Below are 26,287 nucleotides of genomic sequence, written 5' to 3'. Positions count from 1 at the left end.
CCGCCCGCCCCTTGGCAGCGCTCAGCCTTCCGGCGAGAAATTATCCGCCCGCGCCATCGGCCAGTACTGGGCATAGACCGGTTGGGGCCAGTCGACGGCGCCCCGCTCGGCCGCCAGCAGGGCGCCCGGCGCCACCGAGGGCAGGCAGTTCGCCAGCAGGGTCACCCGGTCGCCCGGCGTGCGGCGCACGATGTGCCGTGCGGTGATCTCGGTCGGATGGGTCAGGCCGGCCGCCTGCACCAGCTCCTGCAGCGCATGCAGCGTGTTGCGGTGGAAGTTGAACACCCGCTCGGCTTTGTCCGTCACCACCAGGGCCTGCTGGCGCACCGGGTCCTGGGTGGTGACGCCGGTAGGGCACTGGCCGGTGTGGCAGGCCTGGGCCTGGATGCAACCCAGCGCGAACATGAAGCCGCGTGCCGAGTTGCACCAGTCCGCGCCCAGCGCCATCGCGCGGGCGATGTCGAAGGCGCTGACGATGCGCCCGGCCGCGCCGATCTTGATGCGGTCGCGCAGGTTCAGGCCCACCAGCGTGTTGTGCACCAGCAGCAGGCCTTCCTGCAGCGGCGCGCCGACATGGTCGGTGAACTCCAGCGGTGCCGCGCCGGTGCCGCCCTCGCCACCGTCGACGACGATGAAGTCCGGCGTGATGCCGGTCGCCAGCATGGCCTTGCAGATCGCGAACCACTCCCAAGGGTGGCCGATGCAGAGCTTGAAGCCCGCCGGCTTGCCGCCGGAGAGCTCGCGCAGCTGCGCCACGAACTGCAGCAGTTCCACCGGGGTCGAGAAGGCGCTGTGCGCGGCCGGCGAGACGCAGTCCACCCCCACCGGCACACCGCGTGTGGTGGCGATCTCGGCCGTCACCTTCGGCCCGGGCAGCACGCCGCCATGGCCGGGCTTGGCGCCCTGCGAGAGCTTCACCTCGATCAACTTGATCTGCGGATCGGCGGCCAGCGCCGCGAAGGTCTCGGGGCTGAAGCGGCCGGCCTCGTCGCGGCAGCCGAAATAGCCCGAGGCGATCTCCCAGACCAGATCGCCGCCATGCTCGCGGTGGTAGCGGCTGACCGACCCTTCGCCGGTGTCGTGCATGAAGCCGCCGCGCTTGGCGCCGGCGTTGAGCGCCAGAATGGCGTTGGCCGACAGCGCCCCAAAGCTCATGGCCGAGATGTTGAACACGCTGGCGCTGTAGGGCTGGGCCCGGCCCTCACCGATCGTGATGCGGAAGTCATGCGAGGCCAGCACGGTGGGCTGCAGCGAGTGGTTGAGCCACTCGTAGCCCTGGCGGTGCACGTCCAGCTGGGTGCCCAGCGGCCGCTTGTCGGGCTCGCCCTTGGCGCGCTGGTAGACCAGCGAGCGCTGCTGGCGCGAGAAGGGGGCGGCCTCGTTGTCGCTTTCGATGAAGTACTGCCGGATCTCGGGCCGGATGAACTCCAGCAGGAAGCGCAGATGGCCGATCACCGGGTAGTTGCGCAGCACCGCGTGGCGGGGCTGGCGCAGATCATGCACCCCGGTGATGACGCCGATCCAGCCCAGCAGGGCCAGCCAGCCCCCCGAGCCAAAGGCGATCCAGGTGAACGAGGCCAGCAGCGACGCGGCGGCGCAGCCCAGCAGGGTCAGGTAGCGGATGGGCAGCTGGCGGTCCAGCGCGATGAGCCAGGCCGGCATGGTCTCCTCCGGGGGATGAACGGCGTCCCTTCTGTCGGGGGCGGGCGTCAGGGGTCAGTTGGGCACGATGTCCGAGGGGTACTTCCAGAAGTCCCGCAGCAGGTAGTTCATCGGCATGTTCAGCGCCACGTTGCGCGGCGGGATGGGGCGCATGAACCAGCGGTCGTAGATGGCGTAGGCCTCATGGCTGCTGATCAGGCGCTTCATCTCGTTGTCGACGATCTGCTTGAACTCCGGGTCGCCCTTGCTGAGCATGATGGCCAGCGGCTCGATGGTCAGGAAGCTGCCGATCACCTTGTACTTGGACGGATCGGGCCGTTCCGAGCGCAGGCCGTAGAGCAGCACGTCGTCCATCGCGAAGCCGTCCACCAAGCCCTTGTCCAGCAGGTCCACCGCCGCGGCATGGCTGGGGGTCTCGACGATGTCGATGTAGAGCAGCCGCTCCTGGTTGGCCTGGCTGACGGCCTTGAGCACGGTGGTGCCCTTGGTGCTGGCCAGCTTCTTGTGCTCGAAGTCGTTGATCTTGTCGAGCTTGCTGTCTGCGCGCACCAGGATGCGGGCCCCGGTGATGTAGTGCGGGATCGTGAAGGCCACCTGCTTGCGCCGTTCGGCGTTGTTGGTGGTCGAGCCGCATTCCAGGTCCACCTTGCCGTCGGCCACCATTTGCATCCGGTTGGCCGAGCTGACCAGCTGGTGTTCCACCTCCAGCTTGGGCAGGCCGAGTTGGCGCTTGACCGCGTCGGCCACCTTCAGGCACAGGTCCAGGGCATAGCCCACGGGTTTGCCGCTGCGGCTGTCGATGTAGGACAGCGGCACCGACGAGTCGCGGTGGCCCAGCACGATCTTGCCGCTCTGGCGGATGCGGTCGATCACCGGACCGGCCGAGGCAGGGATGGCCACGGCCGACAGCAGCGAGGCCAGGGACAGCAGGGTGAGGGTTTTCTTCATGGGATACAGCAGGACGACATGCTTCCCGCGACCAGGGGGCGCACCGTTGTGCGCCTGCGGCGGGATTTCTCCAAGTCTATGCCCAGCGCGTGACAGAGCCCGTATCGGCAAGTGTCGATAATCGCCGGGCTGTTCCGAACGGATGTTGACCCGATGCGCAAGCCTGACGTCGCCGCTTTGCTGGACCTGATGCACCGCCGCCCCTGGTTTTTTGCCGCCACCGCCCTGGGGGGCGTGGTGCTGCTGCCACTGGCGCTGATGCTGCTGTGGGCGATGCTGCTCTACCCCTTCCTGCCCGACCTGGGCAAGGTGACCGACTACCAGCCGCGCCAGCCGCTGCAGGTGTTCACCCGTGACGGGGTGGAGATCGCCCAGTTTGGCTCCGAGCGGCGGGTCTTCCTGCCGATCGACAAGATCCCGAAGATGATGCAGGACGCCGTCGTGTCGGTGGAGGATGCACGCTTTCGGGAACACGGCGGGGTGGACCCGATCGGCATCGCCCGGGCCTTCGTGGCCAACATCACGCCCGGCGGCATGCGCCAGGGGGCCTCGACCATCACCCAGCAGGTGGCGCGCAACTTCTTTCTGACCTCCAAGCGCACGCTGGACCGCAAGATCCGCGAGGCCATGCTGGCGCTGAAGATCGAGCGCCAGCTCGACAAGGACCAGATCCTTGAGCTCTACATGAACCAGATCTACCTGGGGCACCGCGCCTATGGCTTTGGCGCGGCGGCCCAGGTGTACTTCGGCAAGCCGCTGGACCAGCTGACCATTGCCGAGGATGCGATGCTGGCCGGCCTGCCGCAAAACCCGGGCTATGCCAACCCGATCACCAATTTCGACCGGGCCGTGACCCGCCAGCACGTGGTGCTGGGCCGCATGCTGGCCACCGGCACGATCACCCAGGCCCAGTACGACGAGGCCAAGGCGCAGAAGCTGGTGATCCGCTCCGAGAGCCAGGTGGAGGTGCATGCCGAGCACGTGGCCGAGATGGCCCGCCAGGCGGTCTACGAGCGCTTTGGCGAGCAGGCCTATTCCGAGGGCTTCAAGGTCACCACCTCGCTGATCGCCGCCGACCAGCAGGCCGCCTGGACCGCGCTGCGCCGTGGTGTGCTGGACCATGAGCGGCGCCAGGCCTGGCGCGGCCCGGAGGACCAGCAGGACTTGGGCGATGACCCGGCCGACGACGAGGACCAGGCGGCGCAGATCCTGAAAGACCTGCGCGACGACGAGGACCTGCGCGTGGCGCTGGTGCTGCACGCCAGTCCCCGGCAGGTGCAGGCGGTGCTGGCCACCGGCGAGAAGGTCACGCTGGAAGGCGAGGGTCTGCGCTGGGCCCGGTCAGGCCTCACCCCCAAGGCGCCCGAGAACCTGGCGGTGCGCCGGGGCTCGGTCATCCGGGTCACCAAGCAGGACAAGGGCGGCTGGGCCATCGCCCAGTGGCCACAGGCCCAGGGCGCCTTCGTCTCGCTGGACCCGGCCACCGGTCGCATCCGGGCCCTGGTGGGCGGCTTCGATTTCACCCGCCAGCAGTTCAACCACGCCACCCAGGCCTGGCGTCAACCGGGCTCCAGCTTCAAGCCCTTCCTGTACTCGGCGGCGCTGGAGCACGGCATCCAGCCGGCCACGGTGGTCAACGACGCCCCCTGGCCGGTGGGCGCCGATGGCTGGAACCCGCAGAACTCGGACGGTCAGTTCGATGGCCCGATGTCGCTGCGGCGTGCGCTGGCCAAGTCCAAGAACCTGGTCAGCATCCGGCTGGTGAACCACATCGGCGTGGACACCGCCCGCCAATGGGCCGCGCGCTTCGGCTTTGACCCTGGCCGCCAGCCGGGCAACCTGACGCTGGCGCTGGGCGCCGGCAGCACCACGCCGCTGCAGCTGGCCACCGCCTACGCGGCACTGGCCAATGGCGGCTACAGGGTGGACCCGGTGGTGATCGAGCGCATCGTCGATTCGCAGGGCAAGGTGGTCTACCAGGCGCCGGCCCCGGCCGCCCTGGGCGAGGGCCGCCGCGTGGCCCCGGCGCGCAACGTGTTCCTGATCGACAGCCTGCTCAACGAGGTGACGCGCAGCGGCACGGCCGCGCGCGCCCAGGCCACGCTGCACCGGCCGGACATCTACGGCAAGACCGGCACCACCAACGACGCGGTGGACGCCTGGTTCGCCGGCTTCCAGCCCTCGGTCGTGGCCGTGGTCTGGATGGGCTACGACGACCCGCGCAGCCTGGGCAGCCGGGAAAGCGGCGGCGGCGCCTCGATGCCGATCTGGATCAGCTACATGGAGCGCGTGCTGCGCAACGTGCCGGTGCACACCTACGAGCCACCCGAGGGCGTGCAGCAGGTCAACGGCGAGTGGTACTACAGCGAGTACGCCGAAGGGGGCTATGTGACCCAGATCGGCGTGGATGGCAGCGCTGGCGAGCCGGCCTCCGGGGCTTCGGCGGCCGATGGCGCTGCCTCCGGTGCCGCGCCGGCGCCGGCCGAACCCATGGCCAGCGGCAGTCCCTGACACCGTGCCGGATCGGCCCCCATCCCACCACAGAGGAGACCCGCATGGCCGTGTACGCCCTGGACGACTTTGAACCGCAGATCGACCCCACGGCCTGGGTGGCCGATTCGGCCCAGGTCATCGGCAACGTGGAACTGGCCGAGGAGGCCAGCGTCTGGTTCGGCGCCATCCTGCGCGGCGACCAGCGCGAGCCCCTCCGCGTGGGGCCGCGCAGCAACCTGCAGGACGCCTGCGTGCTGCATTCCGACCCGGGCAAGCCGCTGACCCTGGGCGCGGGCGTGACGGTGGGCCATCAGGCCATGCTGCACGGCTGCACCGTGGGCGACAACACGCTGATCGGCATCGGCGCGGTGGTGCTCAACGGCGCGAAGATTGGCGCCAACTGCCTGGTCGGCGCCGGGGCCCTGGTCACCGAGGGCAAGGAGTTCCCGGACGGCTCGCTGATCGTTGGCAGCCCGGCGGTGGTCAAGCGGGCCCTGACGCCCGAGCAGATCGCCGGCCTGGCCCGCAGCGCCGCCCACTATGTGGCCAACGCCCGGCGCTTCCGCGAGGGGCTCAAGCGGCTGGACTGACCCCGCGCCGGGGGCGCCTCAGCGCCGCCGGGCCTGGAAGGCCAGCAGCACCTGGCGGTGCAGCACCGTGCCCTCGGCATCGGTCAGCGGCTGGCAGCGCCGCAGGAACTCGGCCCGCAGCCCCGGCAGGGCCTCGGGCGGCAGCAGGTGCAGGTCGTACATGCCCAGGCACCATTGCCACAGGGACTCGGGGGACATCCGCTCTTCCCGCATGAGGCGCGTGCAGGTCAAGGCTTCGAACGGTGGCGCCAGCAAAGACTGCAGGCCCGCCTCGTCGTGCCAGCGCCGGTCGCCAAAGCGCAGGGCCTGCCAGTGCGCGCTGCGCGGCTGCTGGCTCAGCAGCTCCAGATAGACGGCGAAGGCCGGGCTGGGCTCGGCACGGGCCCCCACCACGCCCGCCAGCAGGCCGCCGGGCTGCAGCACCCGGGCCAGCTCGGTCACCACCGCGTCCGCATCGTCCATCAGCATCAGGGCCAGGTGGCTCACCACGGCGGCCAGATGGGCGTCGCCCAGCGGCAGGGCCTGGGCGCGGGCCCGCAGCAGCGGGACGTGCGCCCCCAGCCGCTGCCGGGCCGCGCGCAGCTCGTCGGGGCTCAGGTCCACGCCCATCCAGGGCCGGGCCGTGGGCGCCGCATCGGCCCGCAGTCGCGCCAGCAGCAGCCCGTCGCCACAGGCCAGGTCCAGGCCGGGGCCCGGGGGCAGCGCCGTGTCGCGGCAGGCGTCCACCAGCCAGTCGTAGGACGAGGGCCAGGGGCGGCCACCGCTGTCCTGCCAGGGCAGGGCGTCGAACACCTGGGCCGTGAGGCCTGCGTGGTCCCGGTGGAAGCCGGCGAGAAAGGTTTCGGTGATGCTCATGCGGTGCGGCCTGGGCGGTCCGGTGCTGGGTGGGGCTCTTCGATGACCGCGGCCATCCAGGCGGCAATGGCCTCGTCGCTGGCGCCCGGCCGCAGCGCGGCGGCGCACAGCGCGTGGTGGTCCGGCGCTTCGCGGGCCAGCCAGGCCAGGGCCTTCTTCGGGCCGGGGTACCAGCGGGTGCGCAGCGCGAAGTAGTCCTCCAGCGCTATCATCAGCAGCCAGTGGCGGCGGTAGTCGCCCTCGGCATCGCCGCGGCGCAGGCGCTGCAGCATCTTGGTCACCCAGACCCGCCGGACCTGGGCTTCGTCCGGGGCCAGGGGGTGGGGGCCGGCCGCATGCAGGGCATCGAGCTGGGCGAGAAAGCGCGCGGCCTCATCGCCGCGCTGGGCCAGCACCCGGGCGCCGCGCAGACAGAGCTGCTCGGCTGTCGGCTGGGCCAGCACCGTCTCCGGGTGGACGAAGACATCCAGGGGCCGGCCCTGCTGCCAGCGGGCATCCCGGCGGACCTGCGCGATGGGGGCGAACAGGGCCAGGTCGATGTCGCTGTCCGGCCCGGCGCTGCCATCCGCCAGGGAACCATAGAGCAGGGCGGTGTGGGCGCCGTGGGCTTCGCGCAGCGCCTCGACCAGGATGAGCAGTTCGGCCGGATTCATGGGCTCAGGCAGCGTCCGCGCCGGCATCCAGCGGCTCGACGGGGATCGGTTCGACCAGATGCGCCCGGTTCGCCGGTGCGGCATAGGGCTCGGGCCAGAACTCGACCATGCGGGCGATGCGCCCGCCGTGCACGGTGAAGAAGGTGAGGGCCCGGGCCCGCTGCACGCCGTCGGTGATGCTGACGTCGGTCGCCACCTCATCGGCCGTGGCGCCGCCGCCGGCCACCAGCCGGTTCAGCGTGAAGCGCCAGGGGCCGTGGGCCGGGTACTCGGCGTTCATGCGCACGAAGTTCGCGGCGCCGCGAAGGCGCTCCTGCGACTGCGGCCAGTCCAGGGTGAAGTCGTCGGCCAACAGCGGGGCCAGGCTGGCGAAGTTGTTGCTGGCCATGCGTTGCCAGAAGTCGCGGACGCGTTGTTCGGCGGGGCTCATCTCAGGAGGCCGTGGATGGAGAGGTTCCATCTTGGCATGCCCTCGGGCTCAGAGCTTCCGGCCACGAGGGGATGGACAGGCCTGCCTGGGGTGCACATGGGCTGCGGGCAACTGGGCGCGGGGCAGCGGGCTCTGGGGTGCCGGGGCACCGGGGTGGGCTTCGGCGGGTCGGCCCCGGCACCCCAGGGCGGGCAGCGTAGTGCGCCACGAAGGGATGGGGAAGGCGAAGAGAGAGGGATGGGGCGTGGATCAGCCACCCTCCACCGCAGCGCGCCAACCTCCACCCGAACGCCCAAACCCAATACCAAACCCTCAATCCAAGGTCTGCCGATACCTCGCCAGCGCCACCGCCCCCGCCACGGCCAGAAAGGCCAGCAGCGGCCACAGCTCCGGCAGCACTTGCCCGAAGCCGTTGCCCTTGAGCAGGATGCCCCGCACGATGCGCAGGAAGTGGGTCAGCGGCAGCAGTTCGCCCAGGTGCTGGGCCCAGGCCGGCATGCCGCGGAAGGGGAACATGAAGCCCGACAGCAGCATCGAGGGCAGGAAGAAGAAGAAGGTGGCCTGCAGCGCCTGCATCTGGTTGCGCGCCAGCGTGGAGAAGGTGAAGCCCACCGCCAGGTTGGCCAGCATGAACACGCCGATCATGCCCATCAGCAGCAGGAAGCTGCCCTCCATCGGCACCTCGAACAGAAAGGCCCCGGCCGCCAGGATCACGCTGAGCTGGATGTAGCCCACCAGCACATAGGGCAGGATCTTGCCCAGCATCACCTCCACCGGCCGCACCGGCGTGGCCAGCAGGTTCTCCATCGTGCCGCGCTCGCGCTCGCGGGTCATGGCCAAGCCGGTCATCATCACCATGGTCATGGTCAGGATGGTGCCGATCAGGCCCGGCACGATGTTGTAGCGCGACAGGCCCTCGGGGTTGTAGCGGCGCTGGATGCGCAGCTCGTAGGGCGCCTCGCCCACCTTCAGGGGGGCCAGTGGGCCGACCAGGTCGCGGTCCAGTGCGCTGGCGCTGACCTGGCCCAGGGCGGCCAGGGCGTTGCTGGCGGCGCTGGGGTCGGTGGCGTCCACGCTGATCAGCACCGCCGGCTTCTCGCCCCGCACCACGCGGCGGCTGAAGTCATCGGGAACCACGAAGAGGAACTGCACCTCGCCATCGGCCACCAGCGCGTCACCCGCGGCCTCGCTGTCGGGCTGGCGGGTGATGTGGAAGTAGCCGGTGTTCTCCAGCGTGGCCAGCAGGCTGCGCGCCAGCGGCCCGCTGTCGTGGCTGACCACCGCCGTGGGCAGGCCCTTGGGGTCGGTGTTGATGGCGTAGCCGAACAGCACCAGCTGGAGGATGGGCACGCCCACCGCCATCGCGAAGGTGGGGCGGTCCCGCATCATCTGCTGGAACTCCTTGACGAAGATGGCCCACAGCCGGGCGAGGCTGAACAGGCGCTTCATCGCGCGGCCTCCATGTTGTCGCGGCTCTGGCCGATCAGGCCGATGAACACGTCCTCCAGCGAGGCCTGGGCCGGTGCCCAGCGCAGGCCGGGCTGCTGGCGCCAGGGGGCGATCGCGCGTTCCAGCGCGGCCGGGTCGCTGCCGGCCACGTGCAGCGCGCTGCCGAAGGCCGCCACGCTTTGCACGCCCGGGGCCTGCTTGAGCGGTGTGACCAGTGGGGCCAGCGCGGCCGGGTCCTCGCGCTCGGCCTGCACGGCCCAGACGGTCAGGCCCGACTGGGCGATGATCTCGCGCTCGGTGCCGCGTGCCAGCAGGTGGCCGTAGGCGATGTAGACCAGCTCATGGCAGCGCGCGGCCTCGTCCATGTAGTGGGTGGAGACCAGCACCGTGATGCCCTCGGCCGCCAGGCGGTGGATCTCGTCCCAGAAGTCGCGCCGGGCCTTCGGGTCCACGCCCGCGGTGGGCTCGTCCAGCAGCAAGAGACGCGGCTGGTGCAGCAGGCAGGCCGCCAGGGCCAGGCGCTGCTTCCAGCCGCCCGAGAGCGCGCCGGCCAGCTGGCGCTGGCGGCTCACCAGGCCCAGGCGCTCCAGGGCCTCGTCCACCTGGCGCTTGCGCTCAGGCAGTTCGAACAGGCGGGCGATGAAGTCCAGGTTTTCGCGGATCGACAGGTCTTCGTACAGGCCGAAGCGCTGCGTCATGTAGCCCACCTGGCGGCGGATCTCCAGCGCATCGCGCCGCAGGTCCAGGCCCAGGCAGTGGCCCTCGCCCTCGTCGGGGGTGAGCAGGCCGCAGAGCATGCGGATGGTGGTGGTCTTGCCGCTGCCGTTGGGCCCAGGAAGCCGCAGATGCGGCCCGGGCGCAGCTGCAGGTCCACGTGGTCCACCACGGTGGTCGTGCCGTAGCGCTTGGTCAGGCCGCGCACATCGATGGCCCAGTCCATCGCGGCGGTGTCGGTGGGCGTGGTCATGGCCGGCTCAGCGCGCCGCGGCCGGCCGCACATCCAGCGGCTGGCCTGGGCGCAGCCTCAGGGCATCGGCCGGCGCCGGGCGGGCCTCCACCAGGAAGACCAGCTTGCTGCGCTGGGTGTTGGAGTAGATCACCGGCGGCGTGTATTCGGCCTGCGGGGCGATGCGGGTGATGCGGGCCGCGATGGGCGCGCCACAGCCGTCGCAGTTCAGGCTCACCGCCTGGCCCACCTGCAGCTGGCCGATCAGCGCTTCCGGCACGTAGAAGCGGGCCTTGCGGTGGTCGGGTGGCAGCAGCGAGAGCACCGGCTGCCCCGCGGGCACGTACTCACCCTGGCGGAAGAAGGTGTCGGCGACCAGCCCGGCAGCGGGGGCCGCCTGCCGGGCCTGCTGTTCGCGCCAGGCCGCTTGGGCCTGCGCCTCTTGCGCCGCCTGGGTGTTGGCCTGGGCGGCCGCCAGTTCGGCCGGGCGGGCCGTGGGCTGTTCGGCGGTCTTCAGGGCCGCCTCCAGCTCGCTCACCTTGTCATGGGCCTGGCGGGCCGCGGTGGTCGTGTTGTCCAACTGCGACTGTGAGATGAAGCCCTGCGCCACCAGCGTGCGCTGGCGCCGCAGCTCGGCATCGGCCAGGGTGGCCGCCGCGCGGGCCTGGGCCAGTTGGGCCCGGCTGACGGCGATCTGCGGCGCGCGCAGCCCGGTCTGTCCATTGGCCGCCTGGGCGCGCGCGGCCTGCACCTGCGCATCGGCCTGGGCGCGGGCGGCGCGGGCGGCCACATCGTCGAGCTGGAACAGCGGTGCGCCGGCGTTGACTGTCTGGCCCTGGGTGACGGCCAGCTGGGTCAGGGTGCCGGCCACCGGGGCCGCCACGTAGACATAGTCGCCCTCCACATAGCCGGACCAGGCCGCCGAGGCGGCCGGCTGGCAGCCGGCCAGACCGAGGACGAGGGGGAGGGCGCCGAGGGCGGCCAGGCCCCCGCGCCAGCGACGGGGGAAATGCGTCAAGGTGCTCATGAGGGCCCTCCTGGGCGGTCGTGTCGGGGACTCAGGGCGGCCAGGGCCAGGTCCAGCCGTTGGCACAGCGCCTCGTCGGTGAGGACCTGCTCGCTCAGCCGGTCGCCCAGCAGGCTGGCGGCCACGTCCTCGCGCTGCAGGCCGGTGGCGACCAGGGTGGGCGCGTTGATCGCCCCCATCAGGAACACGAAGATCTGGACCGGGGCCAGCGGCAGCAGCTCGCCGGCCGCGCGGGCCTCGGCCATCAGCCCCAGCAGCAAGCCGATGTGGCGGGGGGCATTGGTCTGCAGGAAGGACCGGACCACCGGTTCGCCCTGGGCCATGTCCAGGGCCAGACGGGCCGCGATGTCGCGGTGCTGCAGCAGGAAGCGGCCCAGGGTCAGCAGCGCGGCGCGCAGGCGGTCGCGCGGGCCGCCCTGGCGGTTGCCAGGCAGGTTCAGCTCGGAAAACAGACGTTCGTAGAGCTGCTGCAGCACCGCGCGCAGAAAGGCCGGTTTGCCGCCGAAGTGGTAATGCACCATGGCCGGCTGGGTGCCGGCGTGCTCGGCCACCTTGCGCAGCGACAGACCGGCGCAGCCGCACTGCGGGTACAGCAGCAGCCCGCTGGCCAACAAGGCCTGGTCGATGGCTTGGGAGGGGCGGGCCATGGCGCGTTTTTAGCCGAACGGCCAGTAATGCGTCAAGCTGGCACGAATCTCTGAGGGGCAGCCCCGGGTACAGTGCGGCGATGCCCTCGGACCTGCCCGATGCCTCCGGATGTCCCTGGCCGCGCCCGCTGGCGCTGTGCCGCGCGATCTACCCCCAGCCTGGCCTGACCGCGCTGCGCCGGCGCTGGCGGCTGGCCTGGCTGTTCTGGCGCCACCGGGCCGTGCACCAGCGGCTGCGCCAAGGCCCGGGCGGGCTGCCCTGGGCCGAACTGGCCCAGGCCCAGCCGCGGCTGTTCCGCAAGCCCTATTTGAGTTATCCCTGCGTCGGCTGGCCGCTGGCGCAGCGGGCCGAGCATCTGCTGGCGCACCACCGGCTGGCCTGGGCCTGTCTGGGGCCGCGTGTCTGGCGCCAGGCCTGTCTGGACGACTCCGCCGGGGCGCCACTGGGCCGCATTGCCCTGCCGCAGGGGCAGGGGGCATTGGCGCTGCGGCTGCAGACGCTGACCCGCTTCGAGCGCGAGGGCGACCTGAGCCTGGTGCTGCTGGACCCGTTCGGCACCGTGCTCTACACCCTCACCTTTTCATTCGAGGCCACGCCCGATGGGCCCGGGCTGCTGATCGGCGCGATGCACGGTCAGCTGCCGGTGGCGGTGGCGCGTCACCTGACCCGGCTGGCCCATGGCCTGCGGCCGCAGAACCTGTTGCTGTGGGCCCTGCAGCAACTGGCCGGGGCCTGGGGTCTGGTGCGCCTGCGGGCCGTCGGCCAGACCCGGCATGTCTCCCATGGCACGGACCGGGCGGCGCTGGTGCATTTCGACTACGACGGCCTCTGGGCCTCGGCCGGCGGCCAGGCGCTGGGCGATGGCTTCTGGGGGCTGCCTCGCGTGGCACCGCGCAAGACGATGGCGGAGATCCCGTCGCACAAGCGGTCCCAGTACCAGCGCCGCTACGCCTGGCTGGACGGGCAGGCGGCGGCGCTGCGGCAGGCCTGGGAGGCCGCCTGCTAAACTGATTGCTTCACGGCGCCGATTTGTTCCGGATTGCGGGCGCCCAACAAATGCCGCTAAAGAGGGACCCCGAGCTCCAATCCACCCGGTGTCCGCTTTGTCTGGCGCGCATCCGGGTGTTTTTGTTTTTGGGGAGACACGGGACATGACCCGCTCCGTCGGACTGGTTTCACCGCAGCGCATGGCGTTTGACGTGCCGCTGCCGCTGCAAAGCGGCGCGCAGCTGCCGGCCTATGCGCTGGTGTACGAAACCTACGGCACGCTCAATGCCGACCGCAGCAATGCGGTGCTGGTGTGCCACGCGCTCAATGCCTCGCACCATGTGGCGGGCGAGTACGCCAACCAGCCCAAGAGCACCGGCTGGTGGGACAACATGGTGGGCCCCGGCAAGCCGGTGGACACCGACCGCTTCTTTGTCATTGGCATCAACAACCCGGGCTCCTGCTTTGGCTCGACCGGGCCGATGGACCTCAACCCGGCCACCGGCCGGCCCTGGGGCGCCGACTTCCCGGTGATGACGGTGGAGGACTGGGTCGATGCCCAGGCCCGCCTGATCGAGGTGCTGGGCATCACCCAGCTGGCGGCCGTGCTGGGCGGCAGCCTGGGCGGCATGCAGGCCCAGGCCTGGGCCCTGCGCTACCCCGAGCGGCTGCGCCACTGCGTGGCCGTGGCCACTGCGCCCAACCTGTCGGCGCAGAACATCGCCTTCAACGAGGTGGCGCGCCGGGCCATCGTGACCGACCCGGACTTCCACGGCGGCCACTTCTACGCCCATGGCGTGGTGCCCAAGCGCGGCCTGCGGGTGGCCCGCATGATCGGCCACATCACCTACCTGTCGGACGACTCCATGGAGGCCAAGTTCGGCCGCGAGCTGCGCGACGCCGAGCTGCACTTCAGCACCCAGGACATCGAGTTCCAGATCGAGAGCTACCTGCGCCACCAGGGCGACAAGTTCAGCGAGTACTTCGACGCCAACACCTACCTGCTGATCACCCGCGCGCTGGACTACTTCGACCCGGCCCGGGCCCACGGCGGCGACCTGGCACGGGCCTTTGCCGTCGCCAAGGACAAGAAATTCATGCTGGTGAGCTTCACCACCGACTGGCGCTTTTCGCCGGCCCGTTCGCGCGAGATCGTCAAGGCCCTGGTCGACAACCGGGCCGATGTCAGCTACGCCGAGATCGACGCGCCGCATGGCCACGACGCCTTCCTGCTGGAGGACCCGCGTTACCTGGCGGTGATGCGGGCCTACTTCGAGCGCATCGCCGCCGAGCTGAGCACGGGAGCCGCCGCATGACCACGCCGCTGAAGAACCTGGAAGTGATCGCCCGCCTGGTGCCGCGCGGCGCCCGCGTGCTGGACCTGGGCTGTGGCACCGGCGAGCTGCTGGCCTACCTGATGCGTGAGCGCGGCTGCAGCGGCTACGGCATCGAGCTGGACGACGCCAACGTGCTGGCCAGCACCCAGCGCGGCATCAACGTCATCCAGCTGAACCTGGAAGAGGGCTTGAAGCTGTTCGACGACCACAGCTTCGACGTGGTGCTGCAACTGGAAACCCTGCAGCACCTGCGCAATGCCGAGAAGATGCTGCGCGAGACCGCGCGGGTGGGTCGCATCGGCATCGTCAGCTTCCCCAACTTCGCACACTGGCCCAACCGGGTCTCGGTGCTGCGCGGGCGCATGCCGGTCACCAGGGCCCTGCCCTACGAGTGGTACGACACGCCCAACATCCGCGTGGGCACCTACGCCGACTTCGAGGTGCTGGCGCGCAAGAACGGGCTGCAGATCCTCGACAGCTTCGGCCTGCAGGACGGCGAGATGGTGCGCACGCTGCCCAACCTGCTGGCCAGCGTGGCGGTGTTCAAGTTCGAGCGCGGCTGAGCCCGCCTCAGCGGGCCGGTGGCAGGCAGTGGCCTTCGCGGGCCAGGCGGGCTGCCAGCGTGCTGAGCGCCGCATAGGCCTGGGCCAGGGCGGGGTCACACGCCTGCAGGGCCTCGGTCTCGGCCTGCACCACCGCGGTGTCGCCGCGCGCGGCCGGGCCGGTCAGCGCGGCGGTCGGCCCCAGGCGCAGCAGGTTGTCGGCCACGTTCTTCGCAAAGGCCTGCCACAGCGGGGCCACTAGCTCGGGCGGCATGCCGCAGCCCTGCCACAGCTCGGCCGCGGCCGCGGCCAGCACCGGCGGGAAGTTGCTGACCAGCACCGCCGCGGCGTGGTAGCGCGGCTTGTCGGCCGCCTGCAGGCGAAAGCAGCGCCCGTCAATCGCGCCAAAGGCGGCTTCGGCCTGGCGGACCGCGGCGTCGTCCCCTTCCAGCGCGCAGGCCGTGCCGGCGAACTGGGCCTGGGCGGCGGCCGGATCGGCAAAGCTCAAGGCCGGGTGGGCGCTGGCGACGGACCAGCCGGCCTGCTGCAGCGGCGCCAGCGCGGCGGCCGGGGCAAAGCCGCTGCAATGCCAGGCCTGGGCCGGGGCGGGGACCGTGGCGGCCAGCGCGGCCGCGGTCGCACCCAGGGCGCCGTCGGGCGTGGCGATCAGCCACACCTGCGCTGCGCGCATCGCCCGGGGGTGGCTGACGGGCCGGCCTCCGCCGATCGCGGCGACAGCCTGCGCGGCGCTCTCGGGCGAGCGGGTCAGCACATCGCCCAGCGTGAACACGCCAGCGCGCAGCCACAGGGCCGCCAGGGTGCGGCCCACGCGGCCGGCACCCACCAGGTTCAGGGTCAGGGGGGCGGATGTCATGCCGGCATTGTGGCGGGGCTTCTAAGATGGGTGCGCTCCACGGACCGACCATGCCCGATCACGCCCTGCCTCCCGTTTCTGCCCGCTCTGCGTCTCCGTCCTCGGCCGGGGGCACCACCCAGCGCCTCGGGCCGCGTGAGCGGCTGGGGCGCATGTTCTCGCTGCGGCGCGATGCCGATCTGGAAGGGGCGCTGCAGCGGGTGCGCCTGGACACCGAGTTCACCCCCGGCACCACCTGGGCCCTGGTGTTCGCGATCCTGATCGCCTCGGTGGGGCTGAACGTCAATTCCACCGCTGTGATCATCGGCGCGATGCTCATCTCGCCGTTGATGGGCCCGATCGTGGCGGCCGGCTTCGGGCTGGCGCTGCAGGACATCCCCTTGCTCCGCCGGGCCCTGCGCAACCTGCTGCTGGCGACGCTGGTGGCCTTGCTGGCGTCGACGCTGTACTTCCTGATCTCACCGCTGGGCGAGGCCCAGTCCGAGCTGCTGGCCCGCACCCGGCCCACGCTGTACGACGTGCTGATCGCCCTGTTCGGTGGCGGGGCCGGCGCGGTGGCCGCCACCCGGCGCAGCTTCAAGGGCCAGGTGGTGCCCGGCGTGTCGATCGCCACCGCCCTGATGCCGCCGCTGTGCACCGCTGGCTACGGGCTGTCGCACGGCAACTGGGACTACCTGCTGGGCGCGCTGCACCTGTTCCTGATCAACGCGCTGTTCATCGGCCTGGCCACGCTGGGCATCGTGCGGCTGATGCACTTCCGGCCCGTCCATGCCCTGGACCGCAGCCAGCTGTGGCGGGTGCGCGGCGTCATCGGGGCGCTGGCGCTGGCGGTGGCGGTGCCCAGCGTCTACACCGCCTGGGTGGTGGTGAAGGAGGCCCGCTTCGAGGGCGCAGCGCGGCGCTTCGTGGCCGACAACCTGCACCTGCCCGGCCGGGTGCTGGCCCAGGTGGAGACCCACTACGACCCGGCGGGCTCGCGCATCCGGGTGTCGCTGCTGGGGCCCCGCCTGTCGGATGACCTGCGGCAGACGATCCAGGCCCGGCTGCCGGCCTATGGCCTGGGTGGGGTGGCGCTGGATCTGCAGCAGCTGGGCGGCGATGCGCCCAACCTGGAGCAGCTGGGTCGCCTGGCGCGCCAGGGTGTGGTGGAGGAGCTGCTGCAGCGTGACCAGGCTGCGCTGGCCGAACGCGACCGGCGCATCGCCCAGCTGGAGACCGAGACCCGCACATTGCGGGCCGCGCAGCAGCAACTGCCGGCACTGGCGGGCGAGCTGGCGACACTGGAGCCGGGCCTGCGGGCGCTGGCCACCGGCCCCGAGATCCGGCTGCCCGACCGTCCGGCCATGACGCCGGCGGCCTCCGCGGCCAGTGCCGGGGCCGCTGCCACCGGCAGCCTGGGGCTGCTGGTCACCGCCACCTGGGAGCGCCTGCCCGATGCGACCCAGCGCGAGCGTCTGCAGCGCTTTCTGGCGCTGCGCCTGTCGGCGCCTGGCCTGCGGGTGGTTCACCTGCTGGATCCTGCGGCCGAGGCGGCGGCTGTAGCCGCCACCAAGCGCGACAAGCCGGCCCGCGCCCCGGCCAGCCGGCATCGCCGGGCCGGGGCGTAGAAGCCGTACTTCACACCCACGCTGCACACCCACGCTGTACTGGTCGTTGACGGTGGTGGTGCCGAAGCGGTGGCGGGGCACCTCGGCGCGCAGCGCCACGTTCAAAGCGCTGTGCAAGGCCGGGCTTGCCGCCCGGCATCGTTGTGCGCAGCTCTCGCCAACATCGTGCAAAACCCGGGCCGCCCCGGGCCGCGCGGGGAACTTCGCCTGCCTTGCGGGATCGCCCTTTCAGCACCATGCACCTCGTGCCCTTTGAACAGCTGGATGACCTGCCGTTCTCGCTCACCGCCGAGGCGGTGCGGGCGCGGCTGGGCGCGCCGCCGCGGGCCGGGCGCAACAACGTCGAACTCGACGAGATGGACTACGGCGGGCTGGTGTTCCGCTTCCAGGACAACGGCCGGCTGGAGGAAATCTCCTGCCACGCGCCGGTGCTGCACCTGGGGACCGTGGCCGTGCCCTTCGGCCATCTGCCCGCGTTCGTCCGGGCCCAGGATGCGGCGGTGTTCGAACGCGCGGGCTTTCTGGTCAGCCCCCGCTACGGCCTGGCCTTCGTGCCCGGCAACGAGGGGGCCTGGGTCACGGCCCTGGCCCGCCACTGCCTGCCGCAGTGGGAGGCCCTGCGGCCCCACTGATCGCGGGAGCGCCAGGCGCGGCGGGTCGGCGCACAATGGCGTTTTGCCTTTTTCTTCCTCGGAGCCTTCCCACCATGAACGCCCCCGACAAGCTGCCTGGCCTTGATTCGGCACAACTGGATCGTGACGTCACCGCGGCCTGGAACGAGCGCATCGTTCCCCAGTTGTCCGACTACATTGCGGTGCCCGCCAAGAGCCCGATGTTCGACCCCCAGTGGCGCGAGCACGGTCTGATTGACAAGGTGGTGCGCGACGCCGCGGGCTGGGTCGAGGGCCGCAAGATCCCTGGTCTGACGCTGGAGGTGGTGCGCGAGGGCGACCGCACGCCGGTCATCTTCTTCGAGGTGCCGGCCACGAAGGCGGACAGCACGCAGACGGTGTTGATCTACGGCCACCTGGACAAGCAGCCCGAGTTCAGCGGCTGGCGCGCCGGCCTGGGCCCCTGGACGCCCAAGATCGAGGACGGCAAGCTCTATGGTCGCGGCGGCGCGGACGATGGCTATGCGATCTACGCGGCGGTCAGCGCCATCGAGGCCCTGAAGGCGCAGAACGTGGCCCACCCGCGCATCGTCGGCCTGATCGAGACCTGCGAGGAATCCGGCTCCGGCGACCTGCCGTTCTACCTGGACCAGCTCCAGGCCCGGCTGGGCGATGTGAGCCTGGTGGTCTGCCTCGATTCGGGCGCTGGCAACTACGACCAGCTCTGGCTGACCACCAGCCTGCGCGGCAACATCACCGGCGCGCTCAAGGTCGAGATCCTGACCGAAGGCGTGCACTCGGGCGATGCCAGCGGTCTGGTGCCCTCGAGCTTCCGCATCCTGCGCCAGGTGCTGGACCGGCTCGAAGATGCCAAGACCGGCACCCTGCTGCCGTCGGTCTTCCACTGCGAGATCCCGGCAGCGCGTCGGGCCCAGGCCGAGGCGGCTGCGGCCATCCTGGGCGACATGGCCTGGAAGACCTTTCCCTGGGCCTGCGGCGCCGACGGCGGTCTGACCCTGCCCACCACCACCGACGCCACCGAGGCCCTGCTCAACCGCACCTGGCGGCCCACGCTGTCGGTCACCGGGGTGGACGGCATGCCGGCCCTGGCTAGCGCCGGCAATGTGCTGCGGCCCTACACCGCCTTCAAGCTGAGCCTGCGCCTGCCGCCGCTGGTGGACGGCCACGAGGCCGCGGTGCAGCTCAAGGCCTTGCTGGAGGACAACGCGCCCTACAACGCCAAGGTGACCTTCGAGCCTGATGGCCGGGTGGGGAACTGGGGCGCCAGCGGCTGGAACGCGCCGGACCTGGCACCCTGGCTGGAAACCGCGATGGACCGGGCCTCGCGCAGCCACTTCGGTGCGCCGCTGGGCTACATCGGCCAGGGCGGCACCATCCCGCTGATGAACCTGCTGCAGCAGGGCTTTCCGCAGGCGCAGATGATGGTCTGCGGCGTGCTGGGCCCCAAGAGCAATGCCCACGGGCCCAACGAGTTCCTGCACATCGGCTACGGCACCAAACTGACCGCCGCGGTGGCCGAGGTGATCGCCGCCCACCCCTGAGCGGCGCCAGGGCCCGGGCTCAGCCCGCGGCCCGCACCACCGCGTACATCACCGCGGCGCCCAGCGTCGTCAGGCCGATCAGACGCAGCGAGGTGCCAGGGCCCGCCTGGGAATGGGCCTGCGGCAGGATGTCGGCCACGCCGATGTAGAGCAGCACGCCGGCGAAGCCCCCCAGGTAGAGCACCAGCACGCTGGGCGGCAGGGTGAAGGCCAGCGTGGACGCCGCCCCCAGCACCGGTGCCAGCGCATCCAGCAGCAGCATGGCCAGCGAGTGGGAGGTTTTGTTGCGATGCAGCAGCATCAGGCCCACCGTGTTCAGACCATCGCAGAAGTCGTGCGCCACCACCGCGATGGCCACCGTGATGCCAGCCGTGTCCGAGACCTGGAAGGCCAGGCCGATGCCGGCGCCGTCCATGAAGCTGTGGCCGATCAGTGCCAGGGCGGACACGACCCCCACCCGCGGATGGGCATGGTGGGCGTATTCCTCCTCGTGCGCGCTGTGCACCAGCACAAACTTCTCCAGGCTGTGGAACAGCAGGAAGCCCGCCACCAGGGCCACCATGGCGCGCAGCCCGTTCTCGCCCAGCGAGGCTGACATCTCGAAGACCTCGGGCAGCAGATCGAAGGCCACGACGCCCAGCATCACCCCGGCGGTGAAGCCCAGCAGATGGTGCAGCCGGTCGCGAAAACGCAGGGCCAGCAGGCCGCCCAGCGTCGTCGAGACAAAGGTGAGAAACGACAGGGCGAGGGCGGTCATGGGGCTGGCGGACAATCCGGTATTGTCGCCGAGGTGGTGGATCCCCTCTTCCGGCGGCCCCCTGGAGGGACTTTAAGATGGTAGGGATCTGATGATTAGATGGTCTCATCATGACCCCTGAGGAACGGTTTTCCATCGCCCTGCATGGGGCGGCCCGCAACTGGCGCCTGGCCGTGGACCGGCGGCTCAAGGGGCTGGGCATGAGCCAGGCCAGCTGGGTGACGGTGGCCGTGGTGGCCAAGGCGGCGGCGCCGCTGTCGCAGATCGAGCTGGCGCAGAGTGTGGGGGTGGAGGGCGCGACGATGGTGTCGATGCTGGACCGGCTGGAGAAGGCCGGCCTGGTGATGCGCCAAGCCGTGCCGAACGACCGGCGGATGAAGCACGTGGTGCTCACCCCTCAGGGCCGGGCCCTGTATGACGAGGTGCGGCAGCAGGCCGACCCGGTGCGCCGGGAGCTGCTGGGGGGTGTCGATCCTGCGCTGCTGCGCGCGGCCACGGAGCTGCTGGAACAGGTGCAGGCCGCGGCCGAGGCCATGGTGTGATCGCCGCCTGACGGGCGACGCCGGTGCTCAGGCCTCGGCCAGCAGCTGGCCGATCAGCTGGTGCAGTGCCGGAAAGTCAGGTTCCCCCACGTACTTTTTGACGATGCCGCCCTGCTTGTCGAGCAGGAAGCTGGTGGGCGTCAGGCGCACATCGCCGAAGTGCTTGGCGGCGTCGCCGCTGCGGTCCAGCGCCACCCGGAAGGGCAGGCCGCGCGTCTGGGCGAAACTGGCCACATAGTCCGGTGTGTCGTAGCTCATCGCGATGGCCAGGGTCTCATAGCCCTGGCCCTGGAACTTCTGGTGGGTGGCCACCAGCTGCGGCATCTCGTGCACGCAGGTCGTGCAACTGGTGGCCCAGAAGTTCACCAGCACCACCTTGCCGCGCAGACCCGACAGCGCTTGCTGGCGCCCGTCCAGCAGGGTCAGGGTCACGTCCGGGGCCGCCTCGCGGCGCGAGCATCCCGCCAGTCCACCCAGGCCCAGGGTGGCGGAAGCGATCAGACCGGCGGTGAGGGCGAGGTGTTGACGGCGATGCATGGCGGGCTCACGGGAGGGAGGCCCGCAGTGTACGACCGTGGCTCCGAGCCTCAGAGGCTGCGGGTGTATTCGGCCTCCAGCAGCCCGGGCAGGCGATCGCCCAGCGCGTCGCGGCCGATCCGGCCGGGGCGGTCGTGGGTCGGATGGCCGTCGTCGCAATGCAGGCCCTCGGCCGAGATCTCCACCCAGACCTGCCGTGGCGCCTGTGCGCGCAGCCGCGAACGCAGGGCCTGCATGCGTTCCCCGCCCAGGATGGCTTCATACAGCACGCCGTGGGGCATCGATTCCTGGCAGAACCGCTCGGCCTCGCCGATGCTGCCCACGAAGTCCACCAGCATGCCGTTGGGCCGCAGGGCGTCCCGCACCTCGGCCCGCAGGTCCCGGTGGGCTGCAATCACCAGCCAGTGGCTGCCATTGAGGGGCCGGGAGGCCTGCGACAGCGCGAACAGCGAGGAGGCCTCCTCCCCGGCGTTGTCGGTGTCGAAGTCCAGCTCCGAGGCCAGGGTTTGCGGGAAATCGACCTGCACCAGCGTGGCATCGGGGCCGTCCTGCCGGGTCAGGGGCAGGTGCTGGGTCCGGGCCATCTGCTCGATCAGGCACCAGGCCAGTGCCTGGGCGCTGGCGGGGGGCAGTGCCTGCGGCTGGGGGTGGCTGGCGCGCAGTTGCAGCCGTGCCGCCGTTGGCCAGCCCTGCAGTTCCAGCCGCAGGCTCAAGGCGTCCTGGGCCTGGGCCAGGCCCCAGTCCAGCAACTGCACCAGGAAGCCATGCAGCAAGCTGGGATCCAACAGCACGGTGGCGGGGTGCATGGCGCGGTGCAGTTCGATACCGCGCAGGGTCGCCTGCGCCTTCTGCTGTGCCAGCGCATCGCGCAGCAGCGTGGTCAGGGAGACCTCTTCGGGGGCTTGGCGCACCTCGCCGGCGGCCATCCGGGCCAGTTGCTGGCCCAGCATGCCGATCTGCCGCACCCGGGCCAGGTCCTCCTGCAGCTTCTTCAGCGACGGCAGGGACGGCAGGGACGGGGTGGCGGGATCCAGCTGGTCCAGATCGTCCTGGACCGCGGACAAGGCAGACGCGACCTCGCTGCCCATCTGACCGATGATCTGCAGCCAGTAGCGTTCGTCGGTCGAAGGCAGAGCCATGGTGGTCGGGTCCCGGGAAAAGTGGCAGGAATGCCCGCGGTGGAAGTTACAGTGTGTTGCTGTAGGCCGCGCCTGCCAAGAGGTGAAGATGGGGGGCGGCAGGACCCAGGGTGAGAAATTCTCCTGCTGTGGAGCCCTGGGGGCCGTTTCATTTCTGGGGATGCGCGGTCGGCGCTCGCCATAATCCCGACCCTGGACAGGGCGACTCAGGGGTTGTCGACCCTGGTGTCGTTGACTTGGAATCCGCCATGCCTGGTTTGCTGATCCTTGCCCATGCGCCCCTGGCCACCGCCTTGCGGCAGGTGGCCGGCCATGTCTTTCCCGAACGGCTGGACCGGGTGCTGGCGCTGGACGTGGTGCCCGATGCCCTGCCCGAGCAGGTGGAAGCGCAGGCCAGGGCCTTGCTGGTGCCGCTGGAAGGGGAGCAGATCCTGCTGCTGACCGATGTGTTTGGCGCCACGCCGAGCAATGTGGCTCAGCGCCTGACCGATGGGGTGGATGTGCGCCTGGTCACCGGGGTGAACGTGCCCATGCTGTGGCGCCTGCTCAGCCACCTCGAAGAGCCGCTGGAATCATTGGTCGGCCGGGCGGTCGCCGGGGGCGGGCAGGGGGTGATGCAGATTGCGGTGCAGCGACCCCAAAACCAGGCTTTAAACTCGCGGCTCCATGATCAAAGCCACGCTCAACATCAGCAATAAGCTGGGTCTGCATGCCCGCGCGTCCGCCAAGCTCACCAAGCTGGCCACCACGTTCAAGTCGGAGGTGTTCATGAGCCGCAATGAGCGGCGGGTGAATGCCAAGAGCATCATGGGCGTCATGATGCTGGCCGCCGGCCTGGGCTCCGAAGTGGAGCTGGAGGTGGACGGCCCCGACGAACAGCAGGCCCTCGACGCGATCAAGGCCCTGGTCGACGACAAGTTCGGCGAGGGCCAGTGATCAGAAGCCGCCCAGGAAGTGGCGGCGGTAGCGGCTGGGCAGATCCGACAGGCGCATCAGCATCGGCAGATCGGCCGTGTTGAAGTCCGGATCCCAGGCCGGGGCGCCCAGCACCTTGGCACCACAGCGCAGGTAGCCCTTGATCAGGGCGGGCGGCTCCACCGGCAGGTCCCGGTCCAGCTCTTCCACCGGCAGCGGGGTGCGCGGCCGGACCTGATGCTCCACCGGGGCCATGTGGGTCTGGCTCAGGCGCTGCCAGATGCTGGCGGCGGCGTGGCCGCCGTCGCGCATGCCGATGCTGGCGCAGCCGACCATGGTGTCCAGGCCGTTCTGGTCCATGAAGGAGGCCAGGGCGCCCCAGAGGGCCAGGATCACGCCGCCGGAGCGGTGGTCCGGATCAACGCACGACCGTCCCAGTTCGGCCATGCGTTCGCGCAGCGGGCGCAGCCGGGTGAGGTCGAACTCGGTGTCGCTGTAATAGCCACCGGCTCGGCGGGCGGCGCCTGGCGTGAGCACACGGTAGGTGCCGATCACCTGACCCGGGCGGTGGTTTTGCGGCAGGGTGCGCACCAGCAGGTGCTCGCAGAACGAATCGAACACATCCACGTCCAGCCCGTCGGGTGTGCCCGGCGGCGGTCGCAGGCGGGCTCCCATCTCCTGGGCGAACACGCGATGGCGCAGGGCCTGGGCTTCGCGCACTTCATCCTGGTGGCGGGCCCACATCACCTCGAAGGCACCTTCGGCCGCCACGGCGGGCCGGTCGTCGAGCATCTTGCGCACCGGCACCGCGCGTGGCGAACGGAAGTCCAGCATGCCGATCAGCGGCAGGGTCGGCGTGGGCAGCTCTTTCATCGTCGAGGTCTCCTTGTCCATGCCGGCATGCTCACGATGGCGAGTGACCGGTGCATGACATGGCATTGACGCTTTGGTGACGAGGTGTTCCCCGCGGCTTTGCACCCGCCCCGTACTGCTACATTCCAGGCCATGAGCATCCAGGTCTTTGGTCTGCCGGTCTCGCGGGGCGTGGCGATAGGCCGGGCTGTCCTGCTGGCCTCCAGCCGCTTCGACGTTTCGCATCAATTCGTCGACCCTGCCGATGTGGGCCATGAGGTGGCCCGCCTGCGCCAGGCCCGTGATGAGGTGTCGGCTGAATTGATGGCCCTCAAGCGCGAGGTGCCCGAGGAGGCCCACGCCGAGCTGGTGGCCTTGCTGGACGTGCACCTGATGATGCTGCATGACCCAATGCTGACGGACGCCATCGTCAACTGGATCATCCAGCGTCACTACAACGCCGAGTGGGCGGTCGCCTCCCAGCTGGAGGTCCTGTCGCGGCAGTTCGACGACATGGGGGACGACTACCTGCGTGAGCGCAAGGCCGATGTCGAGCAGGTGGCCGAGCGTCTGATCAAGGCCTTGATCAGACGGCGCAAGGGGCTGGCTGCGGTGGCGCCGCTGGCACCGCCCCAGGCCCGCGATCTGGCCGGCGAGGAACCACTGGTGCTGGTGGCCAATGACATCGCGCCTGCCGACATGCTGCAGTTCAAGCGCAGTCTGTTCACCGGGTTCGTGACCGATGTGGGCGGGCGCACCTCGCACACCGCGATCGTCGCGCGCAGCATGGACATCCCCGCCGTCGTTGGGGCCCGGGAGGCCAGCCGCCTGGTGCGGCAGGACGACTGGGTCGTGATCGATGGGGATGCGGGCATCCTGATCGTCAACCCGCCCCCCATGGTGCTGGAGGAGTACCGGTTCCGTCAGCAGCAGTCCGAGCTCGAGCGTGCCCGCCTGCGCCGCCTGCGCAACACGCCCTCGGTCACGCTGGACGGGCAGGCGGTGGAGTTGCTGGCCAACATCGAGCTGCCCAACGACGCGCCGGCCGTGTTGGAATCCGGCGCGGCCGGGGTGGGCCTGTTCCGCAGTGAGTTCCTGTTCATGAACCGGGGCGGCAACCTGCCCGACGAGGAAGAGCAGTACGAGGCCTATCTGAGCGTGGTGACCTCGCTCAAAGGGCTGCCGGTGACGATCCGTACGGTGGATGTCGGGGCGGACAAGCCCCTGGACCGGTTGTCGGTGCAGGAGTTGCGGCACGAGCACAGCCTCAACCCGGCCCTGGGGCTGCGGGCCATCCGCTGGAGCCTGTCGGAGCCCGACATGTTCCTGCAGCAGTTGCGGGCCATTCTGCGGGCGGCTGCCCATGGGCGGGTCCGGGTCCTGATTCCCATGCTGGCCCATCTGCAGGAGGTGCAGCAGGTGCTGGCGCTGATCGAGCAGGCGCGAGACAGCCTCCGGGCCGACGGCCTGCCGTTCGGCCCGGTGGAGCTGGGCGCGATGATCGAGATTCCGGCGGCCGTGTTGATCCTGCCCAGCCTGCTGCGCCATTTCGATTTCATCTCGATCGGGACCAACGATCTGATTCAGTACACCTTGGCGATCGACCGGGCCGATGAGGCGGTGTCCCATCTCTACGATGCGTGGCACCCGGCGGTGCTGCGGCTGATCGCCCAGGCCATCGCGGGCGCCAACGCGATGGGGCGCGGTGTCAGCGTGTGCGGTGAGATGGCAGGGGATCCCGCGTTCACCGAACTGTTGCTGGCCATGGGGCTGCGCAGCTTTTCGATGCATCCGGCCCAGGTCGGCGCGATCAAGCAGCGCATCCTGCGGGCGGACGCTCGCGCGCTGGCCGCAGCTCTGCCTGGCGTGCTGGAGGCGGACAACCCCCAGGAGGTGGGCGCCACGCTGTTGCGGGCGGGGTCAGCCAAGCCCTTGCGGGCAGGGCTTGCATAGCGCTTTGAAAGTCGCATATACTGCGAGGCTCCGCTGAACGGCGGCGGTCCTGCAAACGGCGGCGGCTCTTGAAAAAGAGACCAGTCGCCTGCAGCTAGAACCGAAGCGTTTACGGATGGCTTCCAAGCCTTGCGAAAAATAAATTTTGCAAACGCTTGACAAGCCGAAGAGATTGAATCAAAATTCACCCTCTTCGCTGATGACAAGTCAGCCGCGATCGCAAGATCGCAACGGTCGCAAGGCCGAGCTCTTTAACAAGTAACAGCCGATAAGCGTGGGCGTTTGAAGGCGAGTGCCAAGAGTCTTAGGACTCGAGGTCGAAAGACTTTAAACGCTCATGGAAACTGAAGTGAAGTTCACTTCAATTCCTG

24 protein-coding genes and 2 pseudogenes are annotated in these 26,287 nt (G+C 70.2%); 12 read left to right on the top strand and 14 right to left on the bottom strand.

Features of this window, described 5'->3' with window-relative positions; translation table 11 throughout:
* Positions 1-21: 21 nt before the first annotated feature.
* Complete coding sequence (locus tag KGA65_RS16575) at positions 22-1,662, bottom strand: FMN-binding glutamate synthase family protein (RefSeq protein ID WP_225864234.1); 1,641 nt, start codon at positions 1,660-1,662, stop codon at positions 22-24.
* 54 nt (positions 1,663-1,716) lie between these two features.
* Positions 1,717-2,610 (bottom strand): amino acid ABC transporter substrate-binding protein, encoded by an 894-nt coding sequence (locus KGA65_RS16570; protein ID WP_225864233.1) that lies wholly within the window; start codon positions 2,608-2,610, stop codon positions 1,717-1,719.
* Positions 2,611-2,763: 153 nt separating this feature from the next.
* On the opposite strand from KGA65_RS16570, the gene KGA65_RS16565 reads away from it, so the two are divergent.
* Both KGA65_RS16565 and KGA65_RS16560 read left to right on the top strand, forming a co-directional pair.
* Positions 2,764-5,121, top strand: coding sequence for a penicillin-binding protein 1A (locus KGA65_RS16565; RefSeq protein WP_225864232.1), 2,358 nt, complete (start codon positions 2,764-2,766; stop codon positions 5,119-5,121).
* A 44-nt stretch (positions 5,122-5,165) separates the two neighbouring features.
* Positions 5,166-5,693 carry a gamma carbonic anhydrase family protein gene (locus KGA65_RS16560; RefSeq protein ID WP_225864231.1) on the top strand — a complete coding sequence of 176 codons (528 nt, stop codon included), beginning with the start codon at positions 5,166-5,168 and terminating at the stop codon, positions 5,691-5,693.
* A gap of 18 nt (positions 5,694-5,711) precedes the next feature.
* On the opposite strand, the gene KGA65_RS16555 is transcribed toward KGA65_RS16560, so the two are convergent.
* The 7 genes and pseudogenes from KGA65_RS16555 to KGA65_RS16525 all read right to left on the bottom strand — a co-directional run bounded on the left by KGA65_RS16555 (position 5,712) and on the right by KGA65_RS16525 (position 11,700).
* Positions 5,712-6,548: a class I SAM-dependent methyltransferase gene (locus KGA65_RS16555; RefSeq protein WP_225864230.1), complete on the bottom strand. Its 837-nt coding sequence runs from the start codon at positions 6,546-6,548 to the stop codon at positions 5,712-5,714.
* Positions 6,545-7,201 (bottom strand): nucleotidyltransferase domain-containing protein, encoded by a 657-nt coding sequence (locus KGA65_RS16550; protein WP_225864229.1) that lies wholly within the window; start codon positions 7,199-7,201, stop codon positions 6,545-6,547. Before KGA65_RS16550 ends, KGA65_RS16555 begins: the two co-directional genes overlap by 4 nt.
* A 4-nt stretch (positions 7,202-7,205) precedes the next feature.
* The gene (locus KGA65_RS16545) at positions 7,206-7,631 is read right to left on the bottom strand and encodes a nuclear transport factor 2 family protein (protein ID WP_225864228.1); all 426 of its coding nucleotides are present in this window, start codon (positions 7,629-7,631) and stop codon (positions 7,206-7,208) included.
* A 312-nt stretch (positions 7,632-7,943) separates the two neighbouring features.
* Positions 7,944-9,080 carry an ABC transporter permease gene (locus KGA65_RS16540; RefSeq protein WP_225864227.1) on the bottom strand — a complete coding sequence of 379 codons (1,137 nt, stop codon included), beginning with the start codon at positions 9,078-9,080 and terminating at the stop codon, positions 7,944-7,946.
* Positions 9,077-10,047: pseudogene (locus KGA65_RS16535) on the bottom strand (ABC transporter ATP-binding protein). The gene KGA65_RS16540 and the pseudogene KGA65_RS16535 overlap by 4 nt, the downstream one beginning before the upstream one ends.
* A gap of 7 nt (positions 10,048-10,054) precedes the next feature.
* Entirely contained in the window at positions 10,055-11,053 is a 999-nt protein-coding gene (locus tag KGA65_RS16530) for an HlyD family secretion protein (RefSeq protein ID WP_225864226.1), read from the bottom strand.
* Positions 11,050-11,700 carry a TetR/AcrR family transcriptional regulator gene (locus tag KGA65_RS16525; RefSeq protein WP_225864225.1) on the bottom strand — a complete coding sequence of 217 codons (651 nt, stop codon included), beginning with the start codon at positions 11,698-11,700 and terminating at the stop codon, positions 11,050-11,052. Before KGA65_RS16525 ends, KGA65_RS16530 begins: the two co-directional genes overlap by 4 nt.
* Before the next feature lie 80 nt (positions 11,701-11,780).
* Here KGA65_RS16525 and KGA65_RS16520 point away from each other — a divergent pair, with 80 nt between their 5' ends.
* From KGA65_RS16520 to metW, 3 genes are all read left to right on the top strand, one after another.
* Positions 11,781-12,707, top strand: coding sequence for a DUF535 family protein (locus KGA65_RS16520; protein WP_225864224.1), 927 nt, complete (start codon positions 11,781-11,783; stop codon positions 12,705-12,707).
* Between the two features lie 145 nt (positions 12,708-12,852).
* Positions 12,853-14,004: a homoserine O-succinyltransferase MetX gene (gene metX, locus KGA65_RS16515; RefSeq protein WP_225864223.1), complete on the top strand. Its 1,152-nt coding sequence runs from the start codon at positions 12,853-12,855 to the stop codon at positions 14,002-14,004.
* Positions 14,001-14,588 carry a methionine biosynthesis protein MetW gene (gene metW, locus KGA65_RS16510; RefSeq protein WP_225864222.1) on the top strand — a complete coding sequence of 196 codons (588 nt, stop codon included), beginning with the start codon at positions 14,001-14,003 and terminating at the stop codon, positions 14,586-14,588. Before metX ends, metW begins: the two co-directional genes overlap by 4 nt.
* Positions 14,589-14,595: 7 nt before the next feature.
* Here metW and KGA65_RS16505 read toward each other — a convergent pair.
* Positions 14,596-15,447: pseudogene (locus tag KGA65_RS16505) on the bottom strand (Rossmann-like and DUF2520 domain-containing protein); the annotation flags it as partial.
* 44 nt (positions 15,448-15,491) lie between these two features.
* Between KGA65_RS16505 and KGA65_RS16500 the strand changes: the two are divergent.
* From KGA65_RS16500 to KGA65_RS16490, 3 genes are all read left to right on the top strand, one after another.
* Positions 15,492-17,048, top strand: coding sequence for a DUF389 domain-containing protein (locus KGA65_RS16500; RefSeq protein ID WP_225864220.1), 1,557 nt, complete (start codon positions 15,492-15,494; stop codon positions 17,046-17,048).
* 236 nt (positions 17,049-17,284) lie between these two features.
* On the top strand, positions 17,285-17,680 hold the full coding sequence (locus KGA65_RS16495; protein ID WP_225864219.1) for a hypothetical protein: 396 nt from the start codon (positions 17,285-17,287) through the stop codon (positions 17,678-17,680).
* A gap of 74 nt (positions 17,681-17,754) precedes the next feature.
* Positions 17,755-19,221 (top strand): M20 family metallopeptidase, encoded by a 1,467-nt coding sequence (locus KGA65_RS16490; RefSeq protein WP_225864218.1) that lies wholly within the window; start codon positions 17,755-17,757, stop codon positions 19,219-19,221.
* A gap of 19 nt (positions 19,222-19,240) precedes the next feature.
* On the opposite strand, the gene KGA65_RS16485 is transcribed toward KGA65_RS16490, so the two are convergent.
* Entirely contained in the window at positions 19,241-19,978 is a 738-nt protein-coding gene (locus KGA65_RS16485; RefSeq protein ID WP_225864217.1) for a ZIP family metal transporter, read from the bottom strand.
* A gap of 110 nt (positions 19,979-20,088) precedes the next feature.
* Here KGA65_RS16485 and KGA65_RS16480 point away from each other — a divergent pair, with 110 nt between their 5' ends.
* Positions 20,089-20,520 (top strand): MarR family winged helix-turn-helix transcriptional regulator, encoded by a 432-nt coding sequence (locus KGA65_RS16480; protein WP_225864216.1) that lies wholly within the window; start codon positions 20,089-20,091, stop codon positions 20,518-20,520.
* A gap of 27 nt (positions 20,521-20,547) precedes the next feature.
* On the opposite strand, the gene KGA65_RS16475 is transcribed toward KGA65_RS16480, so the two are convergent.
* Both KGA65_RS16475 and KGA65_RS16470 read right to left on the bottom strand, forming a co-directional pair.
* Complete coding sequence (locus KGA65_RS16475; RefSeq protein WP_225864215.1) at positions 20,548-21,057, bottom strand: peroxiredoxin family protein; 510 nt, start codon at positions 21,055-21,057, stop codon at positions 20,548-20,550.
* Positions 21,058-21,107: 50 nt separating this feature from the next.
* Complete coding sequence (locus KGA65_RS16470; RefSeq protein WP_225864214.1) at positions 21,108-22,196, bottom strand: sensor histidine kinase family protein; 1,089 nt, start codon at positions 22,194-22,196, stop codon at positions 21,108-21,110.
* A gap of 248 nt (positions 22,197-22,444) precedes the next feature.
* Between KGA65_RS16470 and KGA65_RS16465 the strand changes: the two genes are divergently transcribed.
* Together KGA65_RS16465 and KGA65_RS16460 are read left to right on the top strand one after the other, a co-directional pair.
* On the top strand, positions 22,445-22,894 hold the full coding sequence (locus tag KGA65_RS16465) for a PTS sugar transporter subunit IIA (protein ID WP_225864213.1): 450 nt from the start codon (positions 22,445-22,447) through the stop codon (positions 22,892-22,894).
* Positions 22,863-23,132, top strand: coding sequence for an HPr family phosphocarrier protein (locus tag KGA65_RS16460; RefSeq protein WP_225864212.1), 270 nt, complete (start codon positions 22,863-22,865; stop codon positions 23,130-23,132). The genes KGA65_RS16465 and KGA65_RS16460 overlap by 32 nt, the downstream gene beginning before the upstream one ends.
* Here KGA65_RS16460 and KGA65_RS16455 read toward each other — a convergent pair whose 3' ends face one another.
* Entirely contained in the window at positions 23,133-23,984 is an 852-nt protein-coding gene (locus KGA65_RS16455) for a GNAT family N-acetyltransferase (protein WP_225864631.1), read from the bottom strand. It lies immediately after the preceding gene.
* A 132-nt stretch (positions 23,985-24,116) separates the two neighbouring features.
* Between KGA65_RS16455 and ptsP the strand changes: the two genes are divergently transcribed.
* Complete coding sequence (gene ptsP / locus KGA65_RS16450) at positions 24,117-25,916, top strand: phosphoenolpyruvate--protein phosphotransferase (protein WP_225864211.1); 1,800 nt, start codon at positions 24,117-24,119, stop codon at positions 25,914-25,916.
* Positions 25,917-26,287 lie beyond the last annotated feature (371 nt).

It is taken from the genome of Ideonella benzenivorans (assembly GCF_020387415.1).
Taxonomy (GTDB): Bacteria; Pseudomonadota; Gammaproteobacteria; order Burkholderiales; family Burkholderiaceae_C; genus Ideonella; species Ideonella benzenivorans.
Note: the sequence above shows the minus strand (reverse complement) of the source record. Positions and strands in the feature narration are given on the sequence as shown.